The organism is Azoarcus sp. TTM-91, assembly GCF_012911025.1.
Lineage (GTDB): Bacteria > Pseudomonadota > Gammaproteobacteria > Burkholderiales > Rhodocyclaceae > Azoarcus.
The window spans coordinates 98,529-123,185 of the sequence record NZ_WUEI01000002.1 but is presented as its reverse complement, the minus strand read 5'-3'; the positions used below and the strand labels follow the sequence as shown (position 1 = coordinate 123,185).

Below are 24,657 nucleotides of genomic sequence, written 5' to 3'. Positions count from 1 at the left end.
GGAGGCACCGCATGGCCGCCGTCATCCCGGATCCGCTGGACCACCATCACCACCACACACCGTCGGGGCTGATGCGCTGGCTGACCACGACGAACCACAAGGACATCGGCACGATGTACCTGATCTTCAGCTTCGTCATGTTCCTGTCCGGGGGCGTGATGGCGCTGACGATAAGGGCGGAGCTGTTCCAGCCCGGCCTGCAGGTGGTGCAGCCGGAATTCTTCAACCAGCTCACCACCATGCACGGGCTGGTGATGGTGTTCGGGGCCATCATGCCGGCCTTCGTCGGCTTCGCTAACTGGCAGATCCCGCTGATGATAGGCGCCAGCGACATGGCCTTCGCGCGCATGAACAACTGGAGCTTCTGGCTGCTGCCGCCGGCCGCCATCCTGCTGCTGGGCTCCTTCTTCGTGCCGGGCGGCGCCACCGCCGCCGGGTGGACACTGTACGCGCCCTTGTCGGTGCAGATGGGCATGGGCATGGACTTCGCCATCTTCGCCATCCACATCATGGGGCTGTCGTCCATCATGGGGGCGATCAACATCGTCGTCACCATCCTCAACATGCGCGCGCCCGGCATGACGATGATGAAGATGCCGCTGTTCTGCTGGACCTGGCTGATCACCGCCTACCTGCTGATCGCGGTGATGCCGGTGCTGGCCGGCGCGGTCACCATGATCCTCACCGACCGCCACTTCGGCACCAGCTTCTTCAATGCCGCCGGCGGCGGCGACCCGGTGATGTACCAGCACATCTTCTGGTTCTTCGGCCACCCGGAGGTGTACATCATGATCCTCCCGGCCTTCGGCATCGTCAGCCAGATCATCCCTGCCTTCGCGCGCAAGCCGCTGTTCGGTTACGCCTCCATGGTGTATGCCACCGCCTCCATCGCCATCCTCTCCTTCGTGGTGTGGGCGCACCACATGTTCACCACCGGCATGCCGGCGACCGGTCAGCTCTTCTTCATGTACGCCACCATGCTGATCGCGGTGCCCACCGGCGTGAAGGTGTTCAACTGGGTGGCGACCATGTGGCGCGGCTCGCTCAGCTTCGAGCCGCCCATGCTGTGGGCCACCGGCTTCATCTTCGTGTTCACCATGGGTGGCTTCACCGGGCTGATCTGCGCCATCGCTCCCATCGACATCCAGGTGCAGGACACCTATTACGTCGTCGCCCACTTCCATTACGTGCTGGTGGCCGGCTCGCTGTTCGCCCTGTTCGCCGGCGCCTACTACTGGCTGCCGAAATGGACCGGCCACATGCCCAGCGAGCGGTTGGGCAAGCTGCACTTCTGGTGCTCGCTGGTGTTCTTCAACGTCACCTTCTTCCCGATGCACTTCCTCGGCCTGGCCGGCATGCCCCGCCGCATACCGGACTACGCCCTGCAGTTCGCCGACTTCAACGCGCTGGCCAGCGTAGGCGCCTTCGGCTTCGGCCTGTCGCAGCTGATCTTCCTGGCGGCGGTGGTGAAGTGCGTGCGCGGCGGCAAGCCGGCGCCGGCCAAGCCCTGGGACGGCGCGGAAGGCCTGGAATGGACGGTGCCTTCGCCAGCGCCGTACCACACCTTCGAAGACGCGCCGCTGGTGAAGTGAGCGCAGGGTGAGAGGAGGAGTCGCGATGGAGCGCCAGCGCCAGAATCTGCGTACCGGCCTCGGGCTCGCGGCGGTGGCCCTGGTTTTCTTCATCGCGGTGATCCTGAAATACAAGGTGTTCGGCGGATGAACGGGATGCGGCGGCGAGCGGTGCCGGAGTTGGCGCCGCGGCCTGTGTGGAGGAGATGCTCATGAGCAGGGCCATCCGCCTGGAGCGGCAGAACAGGAGATTGCTGTGGCGGCTGGGCGTCGCCGCGGTGGCGATGTTCGGCTTCGGTTTCCTGCTGGTGCCCTTCTACGAAAAGATCTGCGAGGTCACCGGCATCAACCAGCTGCTGCGGCCGGAACACGCCGGCGTGTTCAATACCCAGGTGGATGCCTCGCGTACCGTGATCGTCCAGTTCGACGCCAATACCCACGACCTGCCCTGGCGCTTCGAGCCGCAGACGCGTTCCATGCGGGTGCATCCGGGGGAGTTGGTGCAAGTGGCCTACGAGGTATCCAACGTGCGCGGGGAGCCGGTGACCGGCCAGGCGGTGCCCAGCTACGGGCCGCAGCTCGCCGGCCAGTTCTTCCGCAAGATGGAGTGCTTCTGCTTCCAGCAGCAGACGCTGGATGCGGGTGAGCGGCGGCTGATGCCGGTGGTGTTCGTTGTTGATCCGGCGTTGCCTGCAGAGGTGCACACGGTGACCTTGTCCTACACCTTCTTCGAGGTCGAGGGACGGCGCCAGACTTCCGAGGCGCCGCCGCCCAAGGCCGGCCCCCGGCAGCGAACAAGTTGAGCGCCGGGGAATGGCGGGCGACAGGGCGGGCTTCCTGGCGACCTTGAGGGCGGTGCTGTGGTCCTTCCTCGGCGTGCGCAAGCGCCGTGGCTACCAGGAGGACGCCAGCTCCCTGGATCCGAAGGCGGTGATCGTCGCCGGGCTCATCGCGGGGCTGGTGTTCGTGCTGGTGCTGGTTGCGGTGGTGAGGGTAGTGGTGAGCGCGTAGTGGTGAGCGGGCAGGTCAATGCTGTTCGGGTGGCCTGGTTTACGCCGCGAGTGGTTTTTCTCCCACCCCCTCGCGGGGGCCGGGGAGAGGGAAGAAAGACAGAGGTTTCGCCCGCTGAACCGGATTGCGGCCAGTCCGGCTCAGCGGGCGAGGCCAGGTGGGGCAGCAGAGTGCTTGCGGACAGCCGTCGTGCCGCTGGGCCGCACAGATGGCAGCTGGAGGGTGAAGCTCATGAGTGAGACGCTGGAACGCTACTTCGTGCCGGAGCCCTCGCGGTTCCCCATCTTCGGCTCTATCGCGCTGCTGCTGTTCGGTGCCGGCGCGGCGCTGTGGGTCAACCAGGTCAAGGCCGGGCCGTGGATCTTCTTCCTCGGCATCGCCATCCTGATCTACATGCTGTTCGGCTGGTTCGGGCAGGTGGTGCGGGAGTCCCAGGGCGGCAAGTACGGCACCCGGGTGGACGCTTCCTTCCGCTGGTCCATGGGCTGGTTCATCTTCTCAGAGGTGATGTTCTTCGCCGCGTTCTTCGGCGCGCTGTTCTACGTGCGGGCGCTGGCGGTGCCCGCGCTCTCTTCCGGCGAGAACGAGGCGCTGCTGTGGCAGGGCTACAACGGCGCGTGGCCGAATGCCGGGCCGCGCGCGCTGGACACCGCGGCGGTAGAGCCCTTTACCCCCATGGGCGCCTGGGGCATCCCGGCGATCAATACCCTGATCCTGCTCACCTCCGGTGCCACCCTCACCTGGGCGCACTACGGCCTGCTCAAAGACAAGCGCGGCCAATTGAAGCTGGGCCTGCTGCTCACCATCCTGCTCGGCGCCATCTTCCTCGGCTTCCAGGCCTACGAGTACGTGCATGCCTATGGCGAGCTCAACCTGCGGCTGGATACCGGCATCTACGGTTCCACCTTCTTCATGCTCACCGGCTTCCACGGCCTGCATGTGACGGTGGGCGCGATCATGCTCACGGTGATGCTGTGCCGCGCCGTTGCGGGCCACTTCAACGCCCAGCACCACTTCGGCTTCGAGGCCGCCGCCTGGTATTGGCACTTCGTGGACGTGGTGTGGCTGATCCTCTTCGTCGTGGTGTATTGGCTCTAGCCCCGGCGGCCTCAGAGCTTGCCGTCGATGAGACCGCTGGCGAAGCCGGCCATCAGCAGCAGGAACAGGGTGATGGACAGGCCTACGCGTATCGCTAGCGCCCTGGCGGTGCGCGTGCCTTGGCCGCGGTCGCGCAGCAGGAAGCCGAGGGCGGACGCCAGGCTGGCGACGATGAGCACGAGAAAGGCGATGACGGCGATGCGCATGGCTGAACTCTCCGGTGAGCGTTTGCAGTTTAGGGGCGAGGCCCCACCGGCTGCCAGCGTGGGGGACGCGGGCATGAACGCTCTCGCAAGGCTGCTGCGCGCGGGAACTCCCTGGATGCCGTGCTGTGGTGGGAGAGGCGTCCGGTGCGCCGGCTGATCGCCCGCGTGCTGCCGGCGCTGGCCTGCCTCGCACTGGCTTTGCTCACGCTGCAGTTGGGCAACTGGCAGCTGCGCCGCGCCGATGAGAAGAGCGCCCTGCAAGCGCGCTTGGACGCCCTCGCACAACAGGCGCCCAGGTCCGTGGGTGCGCAGGCGAGGCCGGAGGAGGGGCAGCTGCTGGTGCTGGTGGGACGCTGGCGCGGCAGTGGCACCGTTTTCCTCGACAACCGCACCCACGAGGGCCGCGCGGGCTACCAGGTTTTCACCCCGTTGGAGCTGGCGGATGGCTCCGGGCAGGTGCTGGTGAATCGGGGCTGGATCGCCGCCGGGCTGGATCGGGCGCGGCTGCCTGAGGTGCCGGTGCCCGTCGGCACTCAGGACGTGGAAGGGCGCGCGCACTACTCCCCGCCCGCCGGCTTCGCGCTCGGTGGCGAGGGGGCGGATGGGCCGCGCTGGCAAGGGGTGGACGCCGAGCGCTACACGGCCCGCACGGGAACGCCGGTTGCTGCCTGGCTGCTCTGGCAGACCTCCGCCGCGGACGATGGCCTGCTGAGGGACTGGCCGCGGCCGGATGCCGGCGTCGATCGCCACCGCGGCTATGCGCTGCAGTGGTACGGCCTGGCCGCGCTGGCGACGGTTTTTGGCGGCATCAGCGGGTGGCGCGCCCGGCGTGGCGCTGAACGGAGGGTTCGACATGGAAACGAGAAGGCCGGCAATGGCAAGTGCGACCCTGTCTGACGCATCGGCTCCCGCGCTGCGGCGCCGCAGCCAGGGGCGGCGTACGCTGCTGGCGCTGGCGCTGGTCTGCGTATTGCCGGTGCTGGCTTCCTACCTCGCCTTCTATGTCTGGCAACCGGCTGGCAGGGTCAATTTCGGCGTGCTGCTGAGCCCCCTGCCGCTGGGGGCTGAAACCTTGCCCGGGGTGGCGGGGCAGCCGGAGTTTTCCGCAGACGAACTGCGTGGCCGCTGGACGCTGGTACTGGCCGCTCCGGCCGCCTGCCCCTCGGCCTGCGTCGATGCTCTCTACCGCATGCGTCAGACGCGCCTGGCGCAGGGCAAGGAAATGGAGCGGGTGGCGCGCCTGTGGCTGGTGAGCGATGACGGCCGGCCCGGGACGGCCCTGCTGGCGGAGCATGCCGGCTTGCGGGTGGCGCGCGCCAGCGGGGCCTGGCTGCAAAGCCTGCCGGAGGCGAACGCTGGCCGCGTCTTCCTGGTCGACCCGCGGGGGCAGGTGATGATGCGCTTCCCGGACGCGGTGGATGCCACCGAGGACACCCGCGGCATGATGCGGGACCTGCAGCGCTTGCTGAAGTACTCCGCCCTGGGCCGGGGAGAAGGGCAATGAAGGCGGCGGCCGGGGGCGTGATGAAGGCCTATCGCCGCTGCGTCTTTGCCGCGCTGGTGCTGACGCTGATCGTGGTCGTCGTCGGTGCCTACGTGCGCCTCTCCGACGCCGGCCTCGGCTGTCCGGACTGGCCGGGCTGCTATGGTCAGCTGAGTCCGCATCACGCCGCTGACGACATCCTCGCTGCCCATGCTGCCGATCCATACGGCCCGGTGAGCCTGGCGAAGGCCTGGAAGGAGATGATCCACCGCTATCTGGCCGGCGGCCTGGGCCTGCTGCTGATCGCCATCGCCGTGCTGGCCTGGCGTCTGCGCGGCGAGCGCGAGGGGGCGGCGCGCAGCGCCCCGGTAGCCGCATTGCTGCTGCTTGCGGTGGTGGTGCTGCAGGGCTTGCTCGGCAAATGGACGGTGACCCTGCTGCTGAAGCCGGCCATCGTTACCGCCCACCTGCTGGGCGGTATGGCGGTGCTCGGCTTGCTGGCCTGGATCGCGCTGCGGGCTTCGGGTGTCCGGCGAGTGGCTGCCGCGCCAGCAACGGTGGCGGCGCTGCGGCTGGGCTTGCTGCTGCTGGTCGCGCAGATCGCCCTGGGCGGCTGGACCAGCACCAATTACGCTGCGCTGGCCTGCCCGGATTTCCCCACCTGCCACGGCAGCCTGTGGCCGGAAACCGATTACCGCAACGCCTTCCATGTGGTGCGCGAACTGGGCATGACGGCCGACGGCGAGCCGCTGTCCTTTGCCGCGCTGACGGCGATCCACTGGATGCATCGCATCGGCGCGGTGCTGGTGGGCGGCTTCCTGGTCGCTGCGGGCTGGCGCTTGAGCCGGCAGCCAGCGGCGGCCCTCATGGGGCGGGTGCTGATCGCTGGCGTGCTGCTGCAGGTCGCCATCGGCATCGCCAATGTGCTGTTTAGCCTGCCGCTGGGGCTGGCGGTGGCGCACAACGCCGGTGCCGCGCTGCTGCTCGGCATCCTGGTGTGGATCAATCACGGCTTCTGCCTGCGGACCGCGCCTGCGGGCTTGCGTTTCCGCGCAAGGCCGGGCCCCGCCCGGCTCGGATGGTCGGCGGCGGCACATTCCCATGGGCAGGTGCTGCCCTTCCGGCCGACGGCCATGCGCAAGAGGGGGCATGCATGAAGACGATCACGCTGAACGCCGGCGATGGCCTGCGCCGCCTGCAGTCCTTCGTTGCGCTGACTAAACCGCGGGTGAATGCCTTGATCGTGTTCTGCGCGGTAATCGGCATGTTCCTGGCGGTGCCCGACGGCCTGCCGGCGCCCGCGCTGGTGTTCTGCGCCACGCTGGGCATCGCCTGCGTTGCTGGCGCGGCGGCGGCGGTCAACTGCCTGATAGAGCAGCAACTCGATGCCCGCATGGCACGCACCCGCGGACGGCCGCTGCCGCGGGGGGATCTGGGTAGTGCGGAAGTGCTGGTCTTCGCCGTCCTGCTCGGCGGCGCCGGCCTGTGGCTGCTGGGCGGCGCGGTCAACGCGCTGACAATGTGGCTGACGCTGGCGACCTTTCTCGGCTACGCGGTGGTCTATACCGTGTTCCTCAAGCCGCGCACGCCGCAGAACATCGTCATCGGTGGCGCGGCCGGCGCAATGCCGCCGGTGCTGGGCTGGGCGGCAGTGAGCGGCGAGGTGAGCGCGGATGCACTGCTGCTCTTCCTCATCATCTTCGCCTGGACGCCACCGCACTTCTGGGCGCTGGCCTTGTACCGCACCGCCGACTACGCCCGCGCCGGCCTGCCGATGCTGCCAGTGACCCACGGCGCGGAATTCACCCGGCTGTCGGTATTGCTCTACACCCTGGTGCTGTTCGCGGTCACCTTGCTGCCCTTCGCCACCCGCATGAGCGGCGCGCTGTATCTCGCCATTGCGGTGTTGTTGGGCCTGCGTTTCATCGGTTATGCCTGGCGTCTTCACCGGGATTACAGTGACGCCCTCGCCCGCCGAACTTTCCGCTTTTCCATCGTCTACCTATCATTGCTGTTTGCCGCCCTGCTGGCAGACCACTACCTGAGCCCCTGAGATACCTTCCTGATGCTTCGACCCCTGATCCTGGCGGCAGCGGTTTCGCTGGCCGCCACCCTCGCCGGCTGCACCCCCTCCGCTCCCGGTTTCCATTCCACCGACATCACCGGCGCCGACTACGGCAGGCAACTCGCGCTCAAGGATCACACCGGCAAGGCGCGCACGCTGGCCGATTTCCGCGGCAAGGCCGTCACCCTGTTCTTCGGCTACACCCAATGCCCGGACGTCTGCCCCACCAACCTCGCAACCATGGCCGAGGTGATGCGCCAGCTCGGCCCGGAGGCAGACAAGGTGCAGGTGCTGTTCGTGACGGTGGACCCGGAGCGCGACACCGAGGAGTTGCTGGCTCAGTACGTCCCCGCCTTCGACCCGCGCTTCGTCGGCCTGCACGGCAGCCTGGAGGAAACCGCCGCCGTGGCGCGTGATTTTCGCGTCTTCTACCGCAAGAGCGGGGATACCAGCGGCAACCACTACACGGTGGATCACTCTGCCGGCACCTACGTCTTCGATCCGGAAGGCAAGCTGCGCCTCTATGTGAAGCATGGCGAAACGGCGGAAAACATCGCTGCTGACCTGAAGCGCTTGCTCGCAGGGCGCTGAAAAGAAAAACGGCAGCGATGACGCTGCCGTTTTCTCATCCAGGGCGGCAGGGGCTCAAACCGCTTCCGCCAGCATTCCCCGCATCTTCTGCATCGCCTTGGCTTCGATCTGGCGGATGCGCTCAGCCGATACGCCATACTCGGCCGCCAGTTCATGCAGGGTCGCACTCTGGTCTTCGTTCAACCAGCGGCGTTGCACGATCTGCCTGCTGCGGTCGTCCAGCGAGGCCAGGGCGTTGCGCAGTCCGCTGTCCTGCAGATGCGCCATCTGCGCCTGCTCCAGCACTTCCGAAGGCTCGGCATGCGGGTCGGGCAGATAAGCGATCGGGGCGTAGCGATCCTCGTCATCGTCGCTCCCTGCGTCCAGCGGGATGTCCCGGCCGCCGAGACGGGTCTCCATCTCCACCACCTCTTCGGGCTTCACGCCCAACTGGGTCGCCACCGCGCGAACCTCGTCGCTGCTCAGCGTGCCGCTGTCCTGCTTCATGCTGCGCAGGTTGAAGAACAGCTTGCGCTGCGCCTTGGTGGTGGCGATCTTCACCAGCCGCCAGTTCTTCAGGATGTACTCGTGGATCTCCGCCTTGATCCAGTGGATGGCGAAGGAAACCAGGCGCACACCACGCGTCGGATCGAAGCGCTTCACCGCCTTCATCAGGCCGATATTGCCTTCCTGGATCAGGTCGGCATGGGGCAGGCCGTAACCGAGGTAGCCGCGCGCGATCGCCACCACCACGCGCAGGTGGGACATGACCAGCTTGCGCGCCGCTTCAACGCTGCCTTCGTCGCGCAGCCGGGTCGCCAACTCCACTTCCTCCTGCTCGCTGAGCAGAGGCATGCGATTCACCGACTGGATGTACTGGTCGATGCTGCCCGCAGCGGGAATCGGAAACGACAGGGCTTGAGACATATGTGTATACCTCCGTGTGCCGAATCTTAGCACTCGAGGTTTGAGAGTGCTAATGGGGTGGAGAGTTCCAGGGGCTCCTGGGGTTTAAGCCGGCAAGGAGGCTGGAGACGGGGCACCCTGAGCATGTCGAAGGGGGAAAGTGGCCCCCAGATCCGGCTCGAAGCTGCCGAACGACTCGGCCGCCGGAGTATGGGGGCGGCGATTGCCTGGACGGGAGAGCCATCCCTTTTCTGCTTCGGAGAGAGGCGGGCTGGGGGAAGGCCGTCTTCCCTTTGACTCCCGGGCAGTTTGCCTTTGATGCCAAGGGTTTGACGCGGATGTGCCTCATCGCCCTCCGTTCAAGGCCGCTGGCGGCTGTTGCACACATGCAACAGCTTCGTCGCCAAACTGTCGGTTTCCTCACATCGTGCTTGCCTGCGGTCCTTCCCCATTTGCAAAATCGCCGCAACCCCTCGTTAGAGAGGTAAGTCGGGCCCGGGCCCTGCCCAGCGGTCTCAACTTCAATTAGAGGAGAAGCAAATGCAGAAGAAACTGATCGCGCTGGCTGTTGCTGGCCTGATGTCCGCGCCGGCTTTCGCGCAGTCCAACGTGACGATCTACGGTGTGGTCGACTACGGCTACCAGTGGACCGGTGACAGCCGTATCGACGGTCTGGATTCCCGCAGCGCCCTGGATGGCGGCGTGAGCGCCGGTAACCGTATCGGTTTCAAGGGTACTGAAGACCTGGGCAATGGTCTGAAGGCCGGCTTTGTGTACGAGATGGGCTTCGGTCGCAGCGAAACTGCCGGCGGCACCGTCGGTAGCGTGAACCGTCAGTCCTACGTGTCCCTGTCCGGCGGTTTCGGTACCGTCGCGCTGGGTCGTCAGTACGCCCCGCAACACTTGATGATCGTCCAAAATATCGATCCGTTCGGCTTTGGCAAGGGGACCGTGGCTTCCTTGGCGAACATCTACATGGGTGACGCCCGTCTGGACAACTTGGCCGCTTATGTCTCCCCGAACTGGGGTGGCTTCAGCTTTGTGGCTGGCTGGACCAACAACTTCTCCGGCGATGAAACCCGTGGGAATGGCTATGGGCTCGCCACCAGCGAAGACGGCCGCGCTTGGGCGTTCTCCCCGTCCTACAAGAACGGCCCGGTCTATGTCGGTCTGAACCTGCACCAGATCCACCTCAACTCTGCCAGTGGCAATGCTGCTGGTACCGATGCGATCAAGGTGTGGGACTTGGCTGGTACCTATGACTTTGGCGTCGTGAAGCTGGGCGCGATCTACGGTGTGCGCGACGTGCAGGCCGTTGCCGCCAACTCCGACGTGAAGTTTAAGCAATGGGCCCTGACGGCTGCTGTTCCGGTCGGTGCCGCCGGCAAGATCCAGGCTTCCTACGGTCGTCGCAAGGCCGAGATCGACGGCTCCAGCGATGGCAAGTCCAGCCAGTGGGGTATCGGCTACGAGCACGCGCTGTCCAAGCGTACCGCGATCTACACCGCCTACGCCGACATCAACAACAACAATGCGGCTGAGACTGCTGGCGTTGCTGCCAGCATCGGTGATGCGACCGGTGCCAACATCGCGTCTGGTGCCTACGAGCGCGGCTTCAACGTGGGTGTCCGTCACTCCTTCTAATCTCGTCTAGTACGAGCTTGGATGAAAAACGGGCGCTTCGGCGCCCGTTTTGTTTTTCTGGAGAGTGATCTGAGTAGTTTCCCGCTTATGTTTTACTACTCCAGTCGTTTCAGGTATTCGCGAGTGAATACCCGCTCCGGTAAATCACGTAGCGCCATGTTCTCGTAGCTGAGGACGGACTTCTCTCCCTTCTTCAAGGCGTCCTCCATGACGAGGCGCGTGGGGCGTACGCGCCCAGCCATTTCCTTGAAGTTCTCGTAGTAGCAGGTTTTGAGCAGCCGCCCGGATAGTGCGTAAAACTCGGCCTTTATCGGGCGGCCGTCCTGCTCGCGTATCCAGTATTTCACCTTGGAGTAGGTCACGCTGCGATCCACTGCGGTAAGTTCAAGAACTTGGGCGGTTTGCCCGTCCAGTGTTTCGGTGCCAATCAGTGTCGGGTTGTAGTCGCCTGCGAAGTTGGCTCTTGCGAGGTCGCCATTGGCAACCTGTCCGGTCAGTCGCTGAGCAAGTGAGAGGCGAACAGGCTGCGATACGCTAGGCAGGAAAACCCAGAGATCCCGTGCGCGCATCAGCAAAGCTTGGCCGCGTTCTGAAGCGGGCTCCAGCGTGAGGACGATGGTGTTTTCATTGCCACGGGACAAAACGCGGAATTTCCGTGTTTCGCCCTCCTGCTCGCCGCTGAAGTTGGTGATGGTGATTTCAGTCTGAAAGCTCTCACGCGGAAAACGGATTTCATCTGCGCGCGCCACCAACTGGTTGGCAGCGTCGTCTTTCTTTTCCGCTGGGGTTTCTGTCTCGGCGGCCCAGGCGAATGCCGGAGCGGCTACTCCCATTGTGAGCGAGGCAAGCAGGCGTAGCCGGGATCGTTCGATGCGGGGCATGGGTGCTATCCTTATGGCGTTCTCATTCATCGATGGCTTGCTACATGGCGATCGTACGCGTAGAAGGCGTGAGCAAGCGCTACAGGCTTGGAGACCAGGAGGTTCAGGCGCTCAGCGATGTCTCGCTGGCTGTCGAGCCCGGGGTATTCCTGGCGATTGCAGGCCCATCCGGTAGCGGCAAGTCTACCCTCCTCAACATCATAGGTTGTATCGATACCCCCAGCGAGGGGCGGGTCGTCGTGGATGGCCGGGATGTATCCGGGCAGACGCCGGATCAGCTTGCCGATCTCAGGGCGCGGACGCTGGGTTTCATCTTCCAGACCTTCAATCTCCTCCCGGTATTGTCTGCCGAGGAGAACGTGGAGTATCCGCTGCTGCAATTGCCGGAACTCAGTAGGGCGGAGCGCAAGGAGCGGGTGGCGCACTATCTGGGTATGGTGGGGCTGAGCAAGTATGCCGACCATCGCCCGAATCAGCTCTCCGGCGGTCAGCGGCAGCGAGTTGCAATAGCGCGTGCCCTGGTGACGCATTCAAAAATGGTGCTGGCCGATGAGCCCACCGCTAACCTCGACAGCAAGACCGGCGAGAGCATCCTGCGCTTGATGCGTGAGATCAACCGCCAAGCCGGCACCACATTTGTCTTTTCTACTCATGATCGCAAGGTGATGAACATGGCGGACCGTCTGGTGCGTATCGCTGACGGCCAGATTACCGCCTTGGGCATGAGGTCCGAGCGCAAGTGGGTGTTCGTCCAGGATCGCCGCGCCACAGGCGAAGAGGATCCGGAAGTCTAAAGGGGTCATCGATGCGTTTTTGGGGAGGGGTGCTGCTGGCGATTGCCTGCAGCGGGGCTGCGACGGCTCGTGCAGCGGAGGACGGCGATCTGGATTCGCTCTTTGATGTTGGTCCCAAACCGGCGGTTGAAGCGGGGGGGGGCGGTGGGCTGAAGCTGGGTGGCTATGCCGATTTTTCAGGGGCTTACACTGTCGGCGAGGCCCAACATTGGTCCAAACTGCGAGCCAGGCTGGAATTGGGGGCTAGTGGCGCGGCTGCGGGAATCAGGTGGAAGTTGTCGGGGCGTGCGGAAGGCGATGCAGCCTATGATCTTGAGAGTGGGCACTATCCCTCTTCCGTCCGGGATGATCAACGCGCGGGCCTTTCCTTGCGCGAGGCCTATCTGGACTTTGGCTCAGGGGACTGGGAGTTCCGGCTGGGGCGCCAACATGTGGTTTGGGGCGAAATGGTCGGGCTCTTTTTCGCGGACGTGGTTTCCGCGCGAGACCTGAGAGAGTTTTATCTCCCCGAGTTCGAAGCCTTGCGTATTCCACAGTGGGCTGCCCGAGCCGAGTATTTTGCTGGTGACACGCACTTCGAATTGCTGTGGATTCCGGTACCCAGTTTCGACAAGATCGGGAAGCCTGGCGCTGATTTTTTTCCTTATCCCGATATCCCAGCGGGAACGCATATCAAAGAGCGCAAGCCGTCAAACGGCTTTGACAATGGAAATTGGGGGGTGCGGGCATCCCATTTGGTGGGCGGTTGGGATTTGAGTGCTTTCTATTACGAAAGTCTAGATGTCTCTCCGACTCTCTATCGCACTTCGGCTGTCCCTGGCTTTGAATTTCGCCATGACCGGATCCGCCAGCTCGGGGCGACCATGAGTAAGGATCTTGGTGAGTTTGTTCTAAAGGGAGAGGCGGTTCATACCCGTGGGCGCCATTTTCTTACCAGTGATCCAAGTGTAGCCAACGGTCTGCAGGCCTCGGATACGCTGGATTATGTTGTGGGCGTCGATTTGCCCGTCCAGGATATCTGGCGCTTCAATGTTCAGTACTTTGGCCGTACATACTACGATCGCGACTTTGGCATGAAGGAGGGGCGCGATGAGCAAGGGATGACATTCCAGGTCGTGAGGCATTTCGGCGATGACCTGGAGTTTGAATTCCTCGCCGTGTCGAGTTTCAATCGCGAGGATTACATGCTGAGGCCAAAGCTGACCTGGAAATTCGCTCCCGAATGGCGTGCTCAGTTCGGAGCGGATGTGTTCGGCGGTCGTTCGGTCGGGCTTTTCGGCCGCTATGATAATAGTGACCGGTTGTACGTCGAGTTGAGGCGCTGGTTCTGAGTTTCAGCAGTTGGCGCTCGCCGGCGACAAGGTGAGCGTTAGCGCTGCCAGGTCGCGCAGTGGCGAGGAGAATTTATAGAGGTTGCGTTCTCGGCTCATCGGCTTGCCGGCGAATTGGCGAAGTTGGGCGTCTGCGTACTCGAGTGGCAAATGCAGCAGTACGGCAGGGGCGCCAACGCGCGGGCAGATTTTCTCTGGCCCCGCAATTCTGTATCCGAGCATCCGGCGATAGAAGCCGGCGTGGCGGGGGTGGACTTCAATAAAAAGATCTGTCATCCCGTGGATGAGTCGGGACATTACATAGACGAGTTGGAAAATCGAGGCCATCACGTCGTGGGAGCCGTACTCGGGGTCGATCGCGAGCCGCGTTACTTCGCAGACCTTCCTTCCCTTGGCGCGGACTGCATCAATCTGGGGGCGGTAAAGCGTGTCGGCAAGCAAGCCGGCCTTGGAGTCCAGGCCCAGGGTGAGCGTGCCGAACAGGTGCTCGCCCCGGCAAGCAACCAGGATTGCGCGGCTGGGGTGAAGGTCTTGAATCGCGTGATATACGTGCAGTCCTCGGGAGCCATACATCCGCTCCACCAGAGACGCGAGTTTGTTGCGCAGGACTTCACTGCCTTGCGCAAAGCAGATTCGGTAATCTGCACGCTCGAAAATGAATTCATCATTGAGCGAAAAGCTGCCCTGCTTTACCTGTGCCCCCAGGCGGGGAGGCAGCGAAAGCGCCACGTCTGGAGACGGCTTGGCGTGGCCAGCTGTTTCGATCATCATAGGTTCGAAGGCACTCTTTGGACGAGCCCGCAGGCGGGCGGCGTTTAGGGAATTCTGTGCCTTTCGACAGATATCCCTCCCCGGGTCGCCAGACTCTAATTGCGGAGCAGATATCTGGCTGTAACCGCTTGTGTGTGTTTTTTCCTTGGGGCCGGCAGGTGCATCTTGGTAGCATTTTTGCCACCCACAGGGCGTATCATAGTCGCCGTTCCGGTGAAGGGGTATGTTGACAATGAGCAAAAGCGCTTCGATTGTGTTGGCTGGAGGCCGTCGATTGCTGGCCCTTGGCATGATGATCGGTTTGGTTTCCGGCTGTGCCACCTCATATCCGCCGGCTCCCTCGGCGGCGGCCAGCGCGGATTACAACTACGTTATCGGGCCTGGTGACGCAGTTAACGTGGTCGTCTGGCGCAATCCTGAATTGTCCATGTCCGTACCCGTACGTCCAGATGGAAAAATCACTACCCCATTAGTAGAGGATTTGCCCGCTTTGGGCAAAGATGCCAGTACGCTGGCTCGGGACATCGAAAAGGAACTCGGCAAGTACATCAGGGAGCCGGTTGTCACCGTGATCGTGACCCAGTTCGTTGGCCCTTATTCCGAGCAGATCCGGGTCGTGGGTGAGGCTGGTAAGCCGCAGGTTCTGCCGTACAGCCAGAAAATGACCTTGCTGGACGTAATGATCGCGGTGGGGGGGATGACCGCTTATGCTGATGGCAATGCGGCTACCATTCTTCGCACCGCCGAAGGCAATAAGCAATACAGCGTCCGCATCAAGGATCTCATCAAGCGTGGCGACGTGACCGCGAACGTGGAAATGCGGCCGGGCGACGTGCTCATCATCCCGCAAAGCTGGTTCTGAGTTTTTCCACATCTTCGTTCCGCCCTTGGTTTTCAACCGGGGCGGATTGCATTGTTTGGTACCCGGGCTACTAGATGGAAGAACTCGTCAGGCAGGTTGTTGGCTATTTGCGCGGCATGTGGCGTTTTCGCTGGTGGGGTTTGGCGCTGGCGTGGATCGTCGGGATAGTGGGCGGTATCGTGATCTACATGATGCCGGACAAGTATGAGTCCACTGCGCGGGTGTATGTGGATACCCAGTCGGTGCTTAGGCCGCTCATGTCTGGGTTGGCTGTGCAGCCGAACGTGGATCAGCAGATTGCCATCCTCAGCCGGACGCTGATCAATCGTCCCAATGTCGAGAAGTTGATCACCATGGCGGATCTCGATCTCGGGGTCCGGGATCGGCAGGACAGAGAGGCGCTGATTGCCCAATTGACGCGGGATCTGAAGATTCGCGGCACCGGTCGGGACAACCTTTTCACGCTTGCCTATGAGGATGCCCGCCCGGAGCGGGCGCAGCGTGTGGTACAGGCTCTGGTTTCTCTGTTCGTCGAGTCTGGCTTGGTGAACAAGCGGCAGGATACTGACGCCGCGCGGCGCTTCATCGAGGATCAGATCAAGACCTACGAGCAGAAGCTGTCCGAGGCTGAGAATCGCTTGAAGGACTTCCGACTGCGCAACATGGGCTTGCTGGGAGATGGCGCCCGGGATTACGTGACGCAGATCGCGCAGACCGAGCAGCAACTGGCGCAGGCGCGACTTGAACTGCGGGAGGCGGAGAATTCGCGCGACGCCATGCAGCGCCAACTGGTCGGTGAGGATCCGGTGTTGTTGCCGCAGGCGCCTGGGGGCACCGCCAACTCGGTCTCCATTCCCGACCTGGACAATCGTATCGATGTGCTGAAGAAGAATCTGGACAGCATGTTGCAGCGTTACACCGACCAGCACCCGGATGTTTTGGGCGCCCGCCGCGTGCTGGCTCAGCTTGAGAAGCAGAAGCAAGAAGAGGTCGATGCGATGCGCAAGGCCGGTCCGGGGCGCTTCGATTCAGTGAATTCCAACCCGGTGTATCAGCAGATGAAGCTGTCGTTGGCTGAATCCGAAGCCAGGGTTGCCTCCTTGCGCGCGCGGGTGGGAGAGTACGAAGGCCGTCTGGTCCAGTTGCGGGCGTCCTCTGAGCGCCTGCCGGAACTGGAGGCCGAGATGGCCCAGTTGAACCGGGACTACGATGTCCATAAGCGCAACTATGAAAGCCTGGTGGCGCGGCGTGAGTCGGCCAATATTTCGGTGGAAATGGACGCGCAGTCTGGGATCGCGGAGTTCCGGCAGATCGACCCGCCCAGCCTGCCCAACAAGCCTTCTGCGCCCAACCGGGTGCTGCTGATGCCTTTGGTTGGTCTGGTGGGGCTGGCAGTAGGGGTCGCCCTCACCTTCCTCATCAGCCAGTTGAGGCCGGCGTTCAGTGACGGCCGGACCCTGCGCGAGGTGACTGGGCTCCCCGTGCTGGGCGCCGTTTCCTTGCTGCAGACGCCTGAGCGGGCCAAGGCAAGAAAGCGAGGCTTGCTGGCTTTCTCGGGAGGCGTTGCCGGTTTCGTCGGTGTAGTTGGAGTGGCGACGCTCCTGCTCAGTATGTTGCAGAAATAGCGGGGGACGGGATGAGCCTCATAGAGAAAGCGGTCCAGCGGCTGGATCAACTCAAGCAGGCAGGCGGCGAAGTGGCGCCTTCGATGGTTGCCGCGGAGGAGGCCCAGATCGCACCAGCGGCGCCCTCGGCCGGGACCCCGGCCCCTGCTGCGGTTGCCCCTGAAGCGCCTGTCGAGACGGCTGCTCCGGCCTCGCGCAGCATCCACATCGATCTCGGGCGGCTGGCCCAGATGGGCATGGTTACGCCGGACCAGCCGCGTTCCCCCCTGGCCGAGGAGTATCGCGTCATCAAGCGGCCGCTGCTGCGCAACGCCCAGGGCCTGGGGGCGGGAGTGATTGCCAATGGCAACCTGATCATGGTTACCAGTGCGCTGCCGGGAGAGGGCAAGTCCTTCTCGGCGATCAATCTGGCGATCAGCATGGCGATGGAACTGGACCACACCGTGCTGCTGGTCGATGCCGACGTATCGCGCCCCTCAGTACTCAACCGCCTGGGGTTGCCACCTCAGCGCGGGCTGATGGACGTCTTGTCGGGCGATATCTCTGATCTGGGCGACGTCCTGCTGCGTACCAATATCGAGAAGCTCTCCCTGCTGCCTGCTGGCATGCCGCATCAGCGGGCAACCGAGTTGCTCGCGTCCGATGCGATGAATCGCATGCTGGAGCAGATGGCCACCCGCTATGCCGACCGTGTGATCGTCTTCGACTCGCCGCCCTTGCTGGTCACGACCGAGGCGCGCGTGCTGGCGACGCACATGGGTCAGGTGGTGATCGTCGTCGAGGCGGCGAAGACCACCCATGCGACGATCAAGCAGGCGCTCTCCACGATAGAGAATTGCCCCGTCAAGCTGATGGTGCTCAACAAGGCGCGGGAGCGTGGCGCCGGGGGCTACTACGGATATGGTTATGGCTACGGTTACGGTTCGGATGCCAGGTCCGAGGCGGCCTGAGGTGTCCGCTCAGACGTTCAGGCTCAAGGCCGTGGCGGCGGCGCTGGGCTGCGCTTTGGCCGCGGTTGGCGGTCTGGTGCATGCCCAGGAGACGGACGTCCGTCCCTCCGTCCAGACGCGGCTCACATGGACCGACAACGGCGGTGCGTCGCGCGATAGCAAGGAGTCTGACTGGATTGCGGAAGTGACGCCCTCGCTGGCCGTCTCGCGTCGAGGCGGGCGTTTCAACGGCAACATGAACGCGCAGTTCCGCAATACCTTCCATACCAACGACAGCAAGGGCGATACCTCCTACCTGGCGTTTCAGGGGCGAGGCGAGCTGGAGGCGGTGGAGGACCTGTTTTACGTGGACATGGGTGGCTCCATTTCGCGGAACAACCTCTCCGCTTTCTCCGGCCGTGCCGCCAGCGATGACCTCAATACCAGCAAGAACGACGAGACCCGTACCTGGTCGCTTGCTCCGCGCCTGCAGTTCCGGTTTGGCGACACCGCCACGGCGAAACTCGGCTACATGTCGCGCTGGTACGACGGCGGCAACAATCTCAAGGGTTCGCGTCTCGGCCAATGGACCGGACAGGTGATGGATCCCGCACCGCAGCGCCTGTTCGGCTGGGGCGTGGATTACACCCGTAGCGAGACGGAATTCGACAACAGTGCCAATGCTCGCGGGATCCAGGAGGCTGGCCGGGCAACGCTGTACATCAATGTGACCCCCCAGTTCCGTCTCAGGGCCATCGCCGGACATGAGTCGAACGACTATGGCACCGGCAACAAGCAGAGTGGAGCAATTTATGGCGGGGGCTTTGACTGGGAGGCTTCCGAGCGCTCCCGGCTGTCTGCCACAATCGAAGACCGGGTGTTCGGTACCGGCTACAACTTCAGCTTCGATCACCGTACCGCAAGGACCCAGTGGCGCCTCAGCTACATGCGCGACGTGACCTCCACGGTGCAATCCTTCTCCTCCGAGCCCCTGATCGAAGCCCAGTGCCGCGCAATCGCGGACAGCGGCATGGAGTGGAACGGCTGGCAGCTGGACCCGGACGTGATGTACGCGCTGTGTATGGCCAACCTGGGGGCTTCCAGCGCGCAGAACGTTGTTTCCAACGCCTATTTCCTGCAACGCAGTTTGCGGGGGAGCGTGACGCTGCTGGGCGAGCGCAACAGTCTTACCCTGTCGGTCACGCGCAGCCAGCGCTCCAGCCTCAATGCCATCAGCGGCCTTCCGGTAGGCGACGATTTCGCCTTGAGCACCTCGATCAAAACCAGCGCGGCCAGCGCCAGCTTCTCCCACCGGCTTACGCCGATCACCTCGTTGATATCGACGCTGACCCGCTCCCGTACCGAAGGCTCGTCCGCCAGCGGGCTGGAGACCCGCCGGCTGCTGATGTCGGTTGGCTTGAACACCGAGTTCGGCCCCAAGACCTCCGGCGGGCTCAACTACCGTTATCAGCGCGCAGAAGGCTCCGGCGGGGGCAGCGACTTCACAGAGAACGCCATCATCGCCAATCTCGGCCTCAGATTCTGATCGGGTTCACGATGTACGAAGCTTATTTCCAGCTCAGCAACAAGCCCTTCCAGCTCAACCCCGATCCCGCCTTCTTCTTCGGTAGCCGGGGCCATCGGCGGGCAATGGCCTACCTCGAGTATGGTCTGCACCAGAGCGAAGGATTCATTGTGATTACCGGGGAGATCGGTGCGGGCAAGACCACGCTGGTGCGCAGCCTGCTCGAGCACCTGGACCCGGCCAAGGTGGTAGCCGCCAATCTGGTCAGCACCCAGATCGATGCGGACGATACGTTGCGCATGGTGGCCGCCGCCTTCGGACTGCCCAGCCGGAATCTCGACAAGGCCGGGCTGCTGCTGGCGCTCGAGACCTTCCTGGTCTCCACCACCGCGGCGGGCAAGCGCGCGCTGCTGATCGTGGACGAGGCACAGAACCTCACGCCAGCGGCGGTGGAAGAGCTGCGCATGCTCTCCAACTTCCAGCTCGAAGACCATGCGCTGCTGCAGAGTTTCCTGATCGGGCAGCCAGAGTTTCGCGACATCATGCAAGGCGCGGAGATGCAGCAGCTGCGCCAGCGGGTGATCGCCTCCTATCACCTGGGGCCGCTCGACGCGGAGGAAACCCGTGCCTACATCGAGCACCGCCTGCACCACGTCGGATGGAAGAGCGATCCGGAATTCGCCACCTCGGCTTTCTCCGCGATCTACGCTCATACCGGCGGCATTCCTCGCCGTATCAATACCTTGTGCGACCGGCTGTTGCTGTCGGCCTTCCTCAACGAGCGTCATCAGCTCGGCGAGGCCGAGGTGCGTGAAGTGGTGGAGGAGCTGAAGGAAGAGTTCTCCACGCCGGCCCGTGCGCAAGCCCCGGCCTTGGCGGGCGGCGCGTCTGGCGCGGTGCTTGATCTGGACCTCTCCCGGCTGCAGGTTTCCGCGGCGCTGGCGGAGCAGGTGGCCGGGCTGGCTGCTGGTGTGGACGTTCAGCGCATCGAGGCGAGGCTCACCCAACTCGAGCAGTCGGTATCCGCCACGCTCGGGGTACTGAATCAATTGTTGCAGGCGGTTCGGCGCGAGTCGGCCCCGGAGGAGCCGCGCCAATGAGTACCGCAAAGCTGCCGCCGAAGGCGGAGCAACCCGTCATCTGCGTCGTCGGCGCGCGTCCGAACTACATGAAGATGGCGCCCATCATCCGGGCGTTCGCAGCCCACCGGCCGGCGCTGAAGACCTTGCTGGTCCATACCGGCCAGCACTACGACGCGGCGATGAATGATCGCCTGTTCGCCGACCTGCAGCTGCCGCGGCCGGACATCAACCTGGAGGTGGGGTCCGGCTCCCACGCGGTGCAGACCGCCGAGGTCATGAAGCGCTTCGAGCCGGTCATCGAGCAGCATGGCGCGCGCGCGGTGCTGGTGGTGGGCGACGTGAACTCCACGCTGGCCTGCGCGCTGGTGGCGGCGAAGCGCCATATCCCGGTGATCCATGTGGAGGCGGGGCTGCGCAGCGGCGACCGAAAGATGCCGGAAGAGATCAACCGCATCCTCACCGACCAGATTTCCGATTTGCTCTATACCACCGAGCGCAGCGCCCACGCCAACCTCCAGCGCGAGGGCGTGGCCGAGGAGCGCGCCGTCTTCGTCGGCAACGTGATGATAGACAGCCTGATGGCCAGCCTGCCGCAGGCGGTGGCGCCGGCCGAGCTGCTGGCCGCGGCGGGCCAGAATCCCGAACGTCTGGCGCAGGGCTATGGCGTGGTGACGCTGCATCGGCCGTCCAACGTGGACAGCGCGGACACACTGGTGCCCATCATCGGCGCGCTGCGCGAAGTCGCGGCCCGGCTGCCGTTGGTGTTCGCGCTGCACCCGCGTACCCGGGGCAACCTGGAGCGTTTCGGACTGCTGCGGGAGTTGGAGGCGGAGAACTTCATCATCCTGCCGCCGCAGGGTTACCTGGAGATGCTGGGGCTGATGGCCGGCGCGACGCTGGTGCTGACCGACTCCGGTGGCATCCAGGAAGAGACCACCGCGCTTGGCGTGCCCTGCCTCACCATCCGCGAGAACACCGAACGGCCCATTACCGTGGAGCAGGGTACCAATACCCTGGTCGGCGTTGCGCCGGAAGCAATCGTCACCGCGGCGCGCAGCGTGCTGGAAAGCGGCGGCAAGCGCGGCCGGGTGCCCGAGTACTGGGACGGCCATACCGCCGAGCGCATCGCGGCTCACCTCGCAGCCTGGCTGAAGACTGCTGAAGTGGAGGCCTAGCTATGGCGGCGGAAATCACCAACGCGCTCACCATCGACGTCGAGGATTACTTCCAGGTGTCGGCGCTGGCGCCCCATTTCCCGCGCCAGGAATGGGATGCCGTGCCCTGCCGCGTGGAGCAGAACGTCGATCTCATCCTCTCGTTGTTGCAGGAGCGGGACGCCAAGGCGACCTTCTTCACGCTCGGCTGGGTGGCGGAGCGCTATCCCCACCTGGTGAGGCGCATCGCCGATGCCGGCCACGAGGTCGCCAGCCACGGCTATGGTCACGAGCGGGCCAGCGCGCAGACGCCGGAGGCCTTCCTGGCGGACATCTCCCTGGCCAAGGCGGTGCTGGAAGACATCGTCGGCGAGCCGGTGAAGGGCTATCGCGCGCCCAGCTTCTCGATTGGCAAGTCCAACCTGTGGGCGCACGAGTGCATTGCGCGCGCCGGCTACAGCTACAGCTCCAGCGTCTATCCGGTGAAGCACGATCACTACGGCATTCCGGATGCGCCGCGCTTCCCCTATCGCCTGGAGTCCGGGTTGATGGAGATTCCGGTGACGACCATGCGCTTGCTGGGGCGCAACTGGCCCGCGGGCGGCGGAGGCTATTTCCGCCTGCTGCCCTACGCCGTCTCGCGCTGGCAGATCGCCAAGGTGAATGAGGACGACCGTCGCCCGGCGATCTTCTACTTCCACCCCTGGGAGGTAGACCCTGAACAACCCCGCGTGCCCGAAGCGACCGCCAAGACGCGCTTCCGCCATTACGTCAATCTCGACCGCACCGCTGAGCGCCTGCGCCGCCTGCTGGCCGATTTCTCGTGGGGCAGGGCCGACCACGTATTCCGCGACGCCGCCTGAGCGGCACAGGACGTGAACCGATGGATCGCACGCCCGTTGTCGTCAAGGCTTTCGCCGCGCAGGACGCCGCCCGCTGGGACGCTTTCGTCCACGCCACGGCAGAGGCCACGTTCTTTCACCTCTCCGCCTGGCGCGGAATCATGGAAGAGGTGTTCCGCCATCGCACCTATTATCTGTACGCCGAGCGGGCCGGTGCCATCGTCGCCGTGTTGCCGCTGGCGGAGGTCAAGAGCCGCCTGTTCGGCCATGCGCTGACCTCATTGCCCTTTTGCGTCTACGGCGGCATCGTCGGCGATGATGAGGCCGCGGCCCTGCTGGAGGCGGAGGCGGAGGCCCTGGCGCTGCGGCTGGGCGTACAGCATCTGGAGTACCGCAATCTCACCGCCCGGCATCAAGACTGGCCGAGCCAGGCGCTCTACGTCACCTTCCGCAAGGAAATCCTGCCGGAGGTGGAGGCCAACATGCTGGCCATCCCGCGCAAGCAGCGGGCGATGGTGCGCAAGGGCATCAAGAACGGCCTGGTGGCGACGCTGGATCCGGATGTGGACCGCTTCTTCGCGCTGTATTCGGACAACGTGCTGCGCCACGGCACGCCGGCCCTGTCGGTACGCTTCTTCCGCCGGCTGCGGGAGGTGTTCGGTCAAGCCTGCGAGGTGTTGACGGTGACGGATGCCGGTGGACGCTCCTTGTCCAGCGTGCTCGGCTTCCGTTTTCGTGGCGAGGTGCTGCCCTATTACGCGGGCGACGATGTCGCTGCCCGCGACTTGGCCGCCAACGACTTCAAGTACTGGGAACTGATGCGTATCGCCTGCGAGCGCGGCGACCACCTGTTCGACTACGGCCGCAGCAAGATCGGCACCGGGCCGTGGAGCTTCAAGAAGAACTGGGGCTTCGAGCCCCAGCCGCTGTCCTACGAATACCGCCTGTACAAGCGCGACGGCGTGCCGCAGAACAACCCGATGAACCCGAAGTACCGGGCCTTCATCGCGCTGTGGCGGCGGCTGCCGCTGGGCGTGGCCAACGCGCTCGGGCCGCACATCGTGCGCAACCTGGGGTAGGCCGTGCAGGATACGCGCCCGCCCCTGCTCTACCTGGTCCACCGCATTCCCTACCCGCCCAACAAGGGCGACAAGGTGCGGTCCTTCAACATCCTGAGGCAGCTCGCGCGGCACTTCCGGGTGTATCTCGGTACCTTTGTCGACAGCCCGGAAGACCGCTGCTACGTCGAGCGCTTGGGAGAGTGGTGTGCCGGCTGGAAGGTCATTCCGCTGGACCCGCGGCGCAGCCGGCTTGCCAGCGTACGCGGCCTGCTCTCCGGCGAGGCGCTGAGCCTGCCTTATTACCGTGATGCCGGTCTGGCGGAGTGGGTCAGGCGCACGGTACGTGAGCAGCGCATCAGCCAGGCGGTGGTGTTCTCCGGGCCGATGGCCCAGTACCTGGACGTGCCCGGCCTGGCCTGCCGGGTCATCGATTTCTGCGATCTCGACTCCGCAAAATGGACGCAGTATGCCGCCGGGCGCAGTTGGCCGATGTCCTGGCTCTACCGCCGCGAGGGGCGCCGCCTGCTGGCCTTCGAGCGCCGTGCGGCGGCCGCGGTGGATGCTGCGCTCTTCGTCACCGAGGCCGAGGCCGAACTGTTCCGGTCGGCGGCGCCGGAAGTGGCGGCGCGGGTCGGTGTGATGCAGAACGGCGTGGATGCGGACTTCTTCTCGCCGGCCCAGGGCGGTGAATCTCCCTACCCGGCGGGTGGCCCGGTGCTGTTGTTTACCGGTGCCATGGACTACTGGCCAAACATCGATGCCGTGACCTGGTTCGCACGCGAGATCCTGCCGGCGCTACGTGCCCGGCTGCGCGGAGTACGCTTCTGGATCGTCGGCATGAACCCGGCTCCCGCGGTACAGGAGCTGGCCGCTGCCGACGTGTTCGTGACTGGCCGCGTGGCGGACGTGCGCCCCTGGCTGGCTCATGCCGATGTAGTGGTCGCGCCGCTGCGGGTCGCGCGCGGCATCCAGAACAAGGTGCTGGAGGCGATGGCGATGGCCAAGCCGGTGGTGGTATCCGCAGCCTCGGCTACCGGACTGGTCGCGCAGCCGGGCAAGGAGTGCGAAGTGGCGGAGACGGCGGACGATTATCTGGACCGCATCACCGGCCTGCTCGCCGACGCTATGCGCGCGGCGGCGATGGGCGAGGCGGCACGACAGCGGGTGCTGGAAATCTATAGCTGGCAGGCCCATCTGGCCGCCCTCGACCGCTTGCTGGCAGGCCATGAGGCCAAAGGCGCATGAC

26 protein-coding genes are annotated in these 24,657 nt (G+C 64.4%); 22 read left to right on the top strand and 4 right to left on the bottom strand.

Going from position 1 to position 24,657, the window contains the following annotated elements:
* Positions 1–11 precede the first annotated feature (11 nt).
* The 5 genes from ctaD to GRF61_RS01300 all read left to right on the top strand — a co-directional run bounded on the left by ctaD (position 12) and on the right by GRF61_RS01300 (position 3,680).
* Positions 12–1,592, top strand: coding sequence for a cytochrome c oxidase subunit I (gene ctaD / locus GRF61_RS01315; protein ID WP_169148934.1), 1,581 nt, complete (start codon positions 12–14; stop codon positions 1,590–1,592).
* A gap of 25 nt (positions 1,593–1,617) precedes the next feature.
* Positions 1,618–1,722 (top strand): cytochrome oxidase small assembly protein, encoded by a 105-nt coding sequence (locus GRF61_RS24530; RefSeq protein WP_211165668.1) that lies wholly within the window; start codon positions 1,618–1,620, stop codon positions 1,720–1,722.
* Between the two features lie 61 nt (positions 1,723–1,783).
* Positions 1,784–2,374, top strand: coding sequence for a cytochrome c oxidase assembly protein (locus tag GRF61_RS01310; RefSeq protein ID WP_169148933.1), 591 nt, complete (start codon positions 1,784–1,786; stop codon positions 2,372–2,374).
* A 10-nt stretch (positions 2,375–2,384) separates the two neighbouring features.
* Positions 2,385–2,582 carry a DUF2970 domain-containing protein gene (locus GRF61_RS01305; protein ID WP_169148932.1) on the top strand — a complete coding sequence of 66 codons (198 nt, stop codon included), beginning with the start codon at positions 2,385–2,387 and terminating at the stop codon, positions 2,580–2,582.
* Positions 2,583–2,813: 231 nt separating this feature from the next.
* Positions 2,814–3,680 (top strand): cytochrome c oxidase subunit 3, encoded by an 867-nt coding sequence (locus GRF61_RS01300; protein ID WP_169148931.1) that lies wholly within the window; start codon positions 2,814–2,816, stop codon positions 3,678–3,680.
* An 11-nt stretch (positions 3,681–3,691) separates the two neighbouring features.
* Here GRF61_RS01300 and GRF61_RS01295 read toward each other — a convergent pair whose 3' ends face one another.
* Entirely contained in the window at positions 3,692–3,886 is a 195-nt protein-coding gene (locus GRF61_RS01295; protein ID WP_169148930.1) for a twin transmembrane helix small protein, read from the bottom strand.
* Positions 3,887–4,030: 144 nt separating this feature from the next.
* Between GRF61_RS01295 and GRF61_RS01290 the strand changes: the two genes are divergently transcribed.
* From GRF61_RS01290 to GRF61_RS01270, 5 genes are read left to right on the top strand one after another with little or no spacing between them, the layout of a single operon-like run.
* Positions 4,031–4,783 carry an SURF1 family protein gene (locus GRF61_RS01290; RefSeq protein ID WP_169148929.1) on the top strand — a complete coding sequence of 251 codons (753 nt, stop codon included), beginning with the start codon at positions 4,031–4,033 and terminating at the stop codon, positions 4,781–4,783.
* Positions 4,761–5,390 (top strand): hypothetical protein, encoded by a 630-nt coding sequence (locus GRF61_RS01285; protein WP_248281059.1) that lies wholly within the window; start codon positions 4,761–4,763, stop codon positions 5,388–5,390. Before GRF61_RS01290 ends, GRF61_RS01285 begins: the two co-directional genes overlap by 23 nt.
* Entirely contained in the window at positions 5,387–6,526 is a 1,140-nt protein-coding gene (locus tag GRF61_RS01280; protein ID WP_248281058.1) for a COX15/CtaA family protein, read from the top strand. Before GRF61_RS01285 ends, GRF61_RS01280 begins: the two co-directional genes overlap by 4 nt.
* Positions 6,523–7,422 (top strand): heme o synthase, encoded by a 900-nt coding sequence (cyoE, locus tag GRF61_RS01275; protein ID WP_169148928.1) that lies wholly within the window; start codon positions 6,523–6,525, stop codon positions 7,420–7,422. The genes GRF61_RS01280 and cyoE overlap by 4 nt, the downstream gene beginning before the upstream one ends.
* Positions 7,423–7,434: 12 nt before the next feature.
* Positions 7,435–8,025 carry an SCO family protein gene (locus tag GRF61_RS01270; protein ID WP_169148927.1) on the top strand — a complete coding sequence of 197 codons (591 nt, stop codon included), beginning with the start codon at positions 7,435–7,437 and terminating at the stop codon, positions 8,023–8,025.
* A 54-nt stretch (positions 8,026–8,079) separates the two neighbouring features.
* On the opposite strand, the gene rpoH is transcribed toward GRF61_RS01270, so the two are convergent.
* Entirely contained in the window at positions 8,080–8,931 is an 852-nt protein-coding gene (gene rpoH, locus GRF61_RS01265) for an RNA polymerase sigma factor RpoH (protein ID WP_169148926.1), read from the bottom strand.
* Between the two features lie 519 nt (positions 8,932–9,450).
* On the opposite strand from rpoH, the gene GRF61_RS01260 reads away from it, so the two are divergent.
* Positions 9,451–10,554, top strand: coding sequence for a porin (locus tag GRF61_RS01260; RefSeq protein WP_169148925.1), 1,104 nt, complete (start codon positions 9,451–9,453; stop codon positions 10,552–10,554).
* 95 nt (positions 10,555–10,649) lie between these two features.
* On the opposite strand, the gene GRF61_RS01255 is transcribed toward GRF61_RS01260, so the two are convergent.
* Positions 10,650–11,435 carry an outer membrane lipoprotein-sorting protein gene (locus tag GRF61_RS01255; protein ID WP_169148924.1) on the bottom strand — a complete coding sequence of 262 codons (786 nt, stop codon included), beginning with the start codon at positions 11,433–11,435 and terminating at the stop codon, positions 10,650–10,652.
* Positions 11,436–11,479: 44 nt separating this feature from the next.
* Between GRF61_RS01255 and GRF61_RS01250 the strand changes: the two genes are divergently transcribed.
* Positions 11,480–12,229, top strand: a complete 750-nt coding sequence (locus GRF61_RS01250) for an ABC transporter ATP-binding protein (protein WP_169148923.1) — start codon at positions 11,480–11,482, stop codon at positions 12,227–12,229.
* Between the two features lie 11 nt (positions 12,230–12,240).
* Entirely contained in the window at positions 12,241–13,560 is a 1,320-nt protein-coding gene (locus tag GRF61_RS01245) for a DUF1302 family protein (RefSeq protein ID WP_169148922.1), read from the top strand.
* A 3-nt stretch (positions 13,561–13,563) separates the two neighbouring features.
* Here GRF61_RS01245 and GRF61_RS01240 read toward each other — a convergent pair whose 3' ends face one another.
* A complete protein-coding gene (locus GRF61_RS01240; RefSeq protein WP_169148921.1) occupies positions 13,564–14,331 on the bottom strand; it encodes a long-chain N-acyl amino acid synthase in 768 nt (255 codons plus the stop codon).
* A 289-nt stretch (positions 14,332–14,620) separates the two neighbouring features.
* Here GRF61_RS01240 and GRF61_RS01235 point away from each other — a divergent pair, with 289 nt between their 5' ends.
* From GRF61_RS01235 to GRF61_RS01195, 9 genes are all read left to right on the top strand, one after another.
* The gene (locus GRF61_RS01235; RefSeq protein WP_133589829.1) at positions 14,621–15,193 is read left to right on the top strand and encodes an XrtA/PEP-CTERM system exopolysaccharide export protein; all 573 of its coding nucleotides are present in this window, start codon (positions 14,621–14,623) and stop codon (positions 15,191–15,193) included.
* 74 nt (positions 15,194–15,267) lie between these two features.
* Positions 15,268–16,818, top strand: coding sequence for an XrtA system polysaccharide chain length determinant (locus GRF61_RS01230; protein WP_169148920.1), 1,551 nt, complete (start codon positions 15,268–15,270; stop codon positions 16,816–16,818).
* 11 nt (positions 16,819–16,829) lie between these two features.
* The gene (locus tag GRF61_RS01225; protein ID WP_169148919.1) at positions 16,830–17,768 is read left to right on the top strand and encodes an XrtA-associated tyrosine autokinase; all 939 of its coding nucleotides are present in this window, start codon (positions 16,830–16,832) and stop codon (positions 17,766–17,768) included.
* A gap of 1 nt (position 17,769) precedes the next feature.
* The gene (locus GRF61_RS01220) at positions 17,770–19,293 is read left to right on the top strand and encodes a TIGR03016 family PEP-CTERM system-associated outer membrane protein (RefSeq protein ID WP_169148918.1); all 1,524 of its coding nucleotides are present in this window, start codon (positions 17,770–17,772) and stop codon (positions 19,291–19,293) included.
* Positions 19,294–19,304: 11 nt separating this feature from the next.
* Positions 19,305–20,372 carry an XrtA/PEP-CTERM system-associated ATPase gene (locus GRF61_RS01215; RefSeq protein WP_169148917.1) on the top strand — a complete coding sequence of 356 codons (1,068 nt, stop codon included), beginning with the start codon at positions 19,305–19,307 and terminating at the stop codon, positions 20,370–20,372.
* Entirely contained in the window at positions 20,369–21,529 is a 1,161-nt protein-coding gene (wecB, locus tag GRF61_RS01210) for a UDP-N-acetylglucosamine 2-epimerase (non-hydrolyzing) (RefSeq protein WP_169148916.1), read from the top strand. Before GRF61_RS01215 ends, wecB begins: the two co-directional genes overlap by 4 nt.
* Positions 21,530–21,531: 2 nt before the next feature.
* Positions 21,532–22,371 (top strand): XrtA system polysaccharide deacetylase, encoded by an 840-nt coding sequence (locus GRF61_RS01205; RefSeq protein ID WP_169148915.1) that lies wholly within the window; start codon positions 21,532–21,534, stop codon positions 22,369–22,371.
* A gap of 20 nt (positions 22,372–22,391) precedes the next feature.
* Positions 22,392–23,429: a FemAB family XrtA/PEP-CTERM system-associated protein gene (locus GRF61_RS01200; protein ID WP_133589642.1), complete on the top strand. Its 1,038-nt coding sequence runs from the start codon at positions 22,392–22,394 to the stop codon at positions 23,427–23,429.
* Between the two features lie 3 nt (positions 23,430–23,432).
* Complete coding sequence (locus GRF61_RS01195; protein WP_133589644.1) at positions 23,433–24,656, top strand: TIGR03087 family PEP-CTERM/XrtA system glycosyltransferase; 1,224 nt, start codon at positions 23,433–23,435, stop codon at positions 24,654–24,656.
* Position 24,657 lies beyond the last annotated feature (1 nt).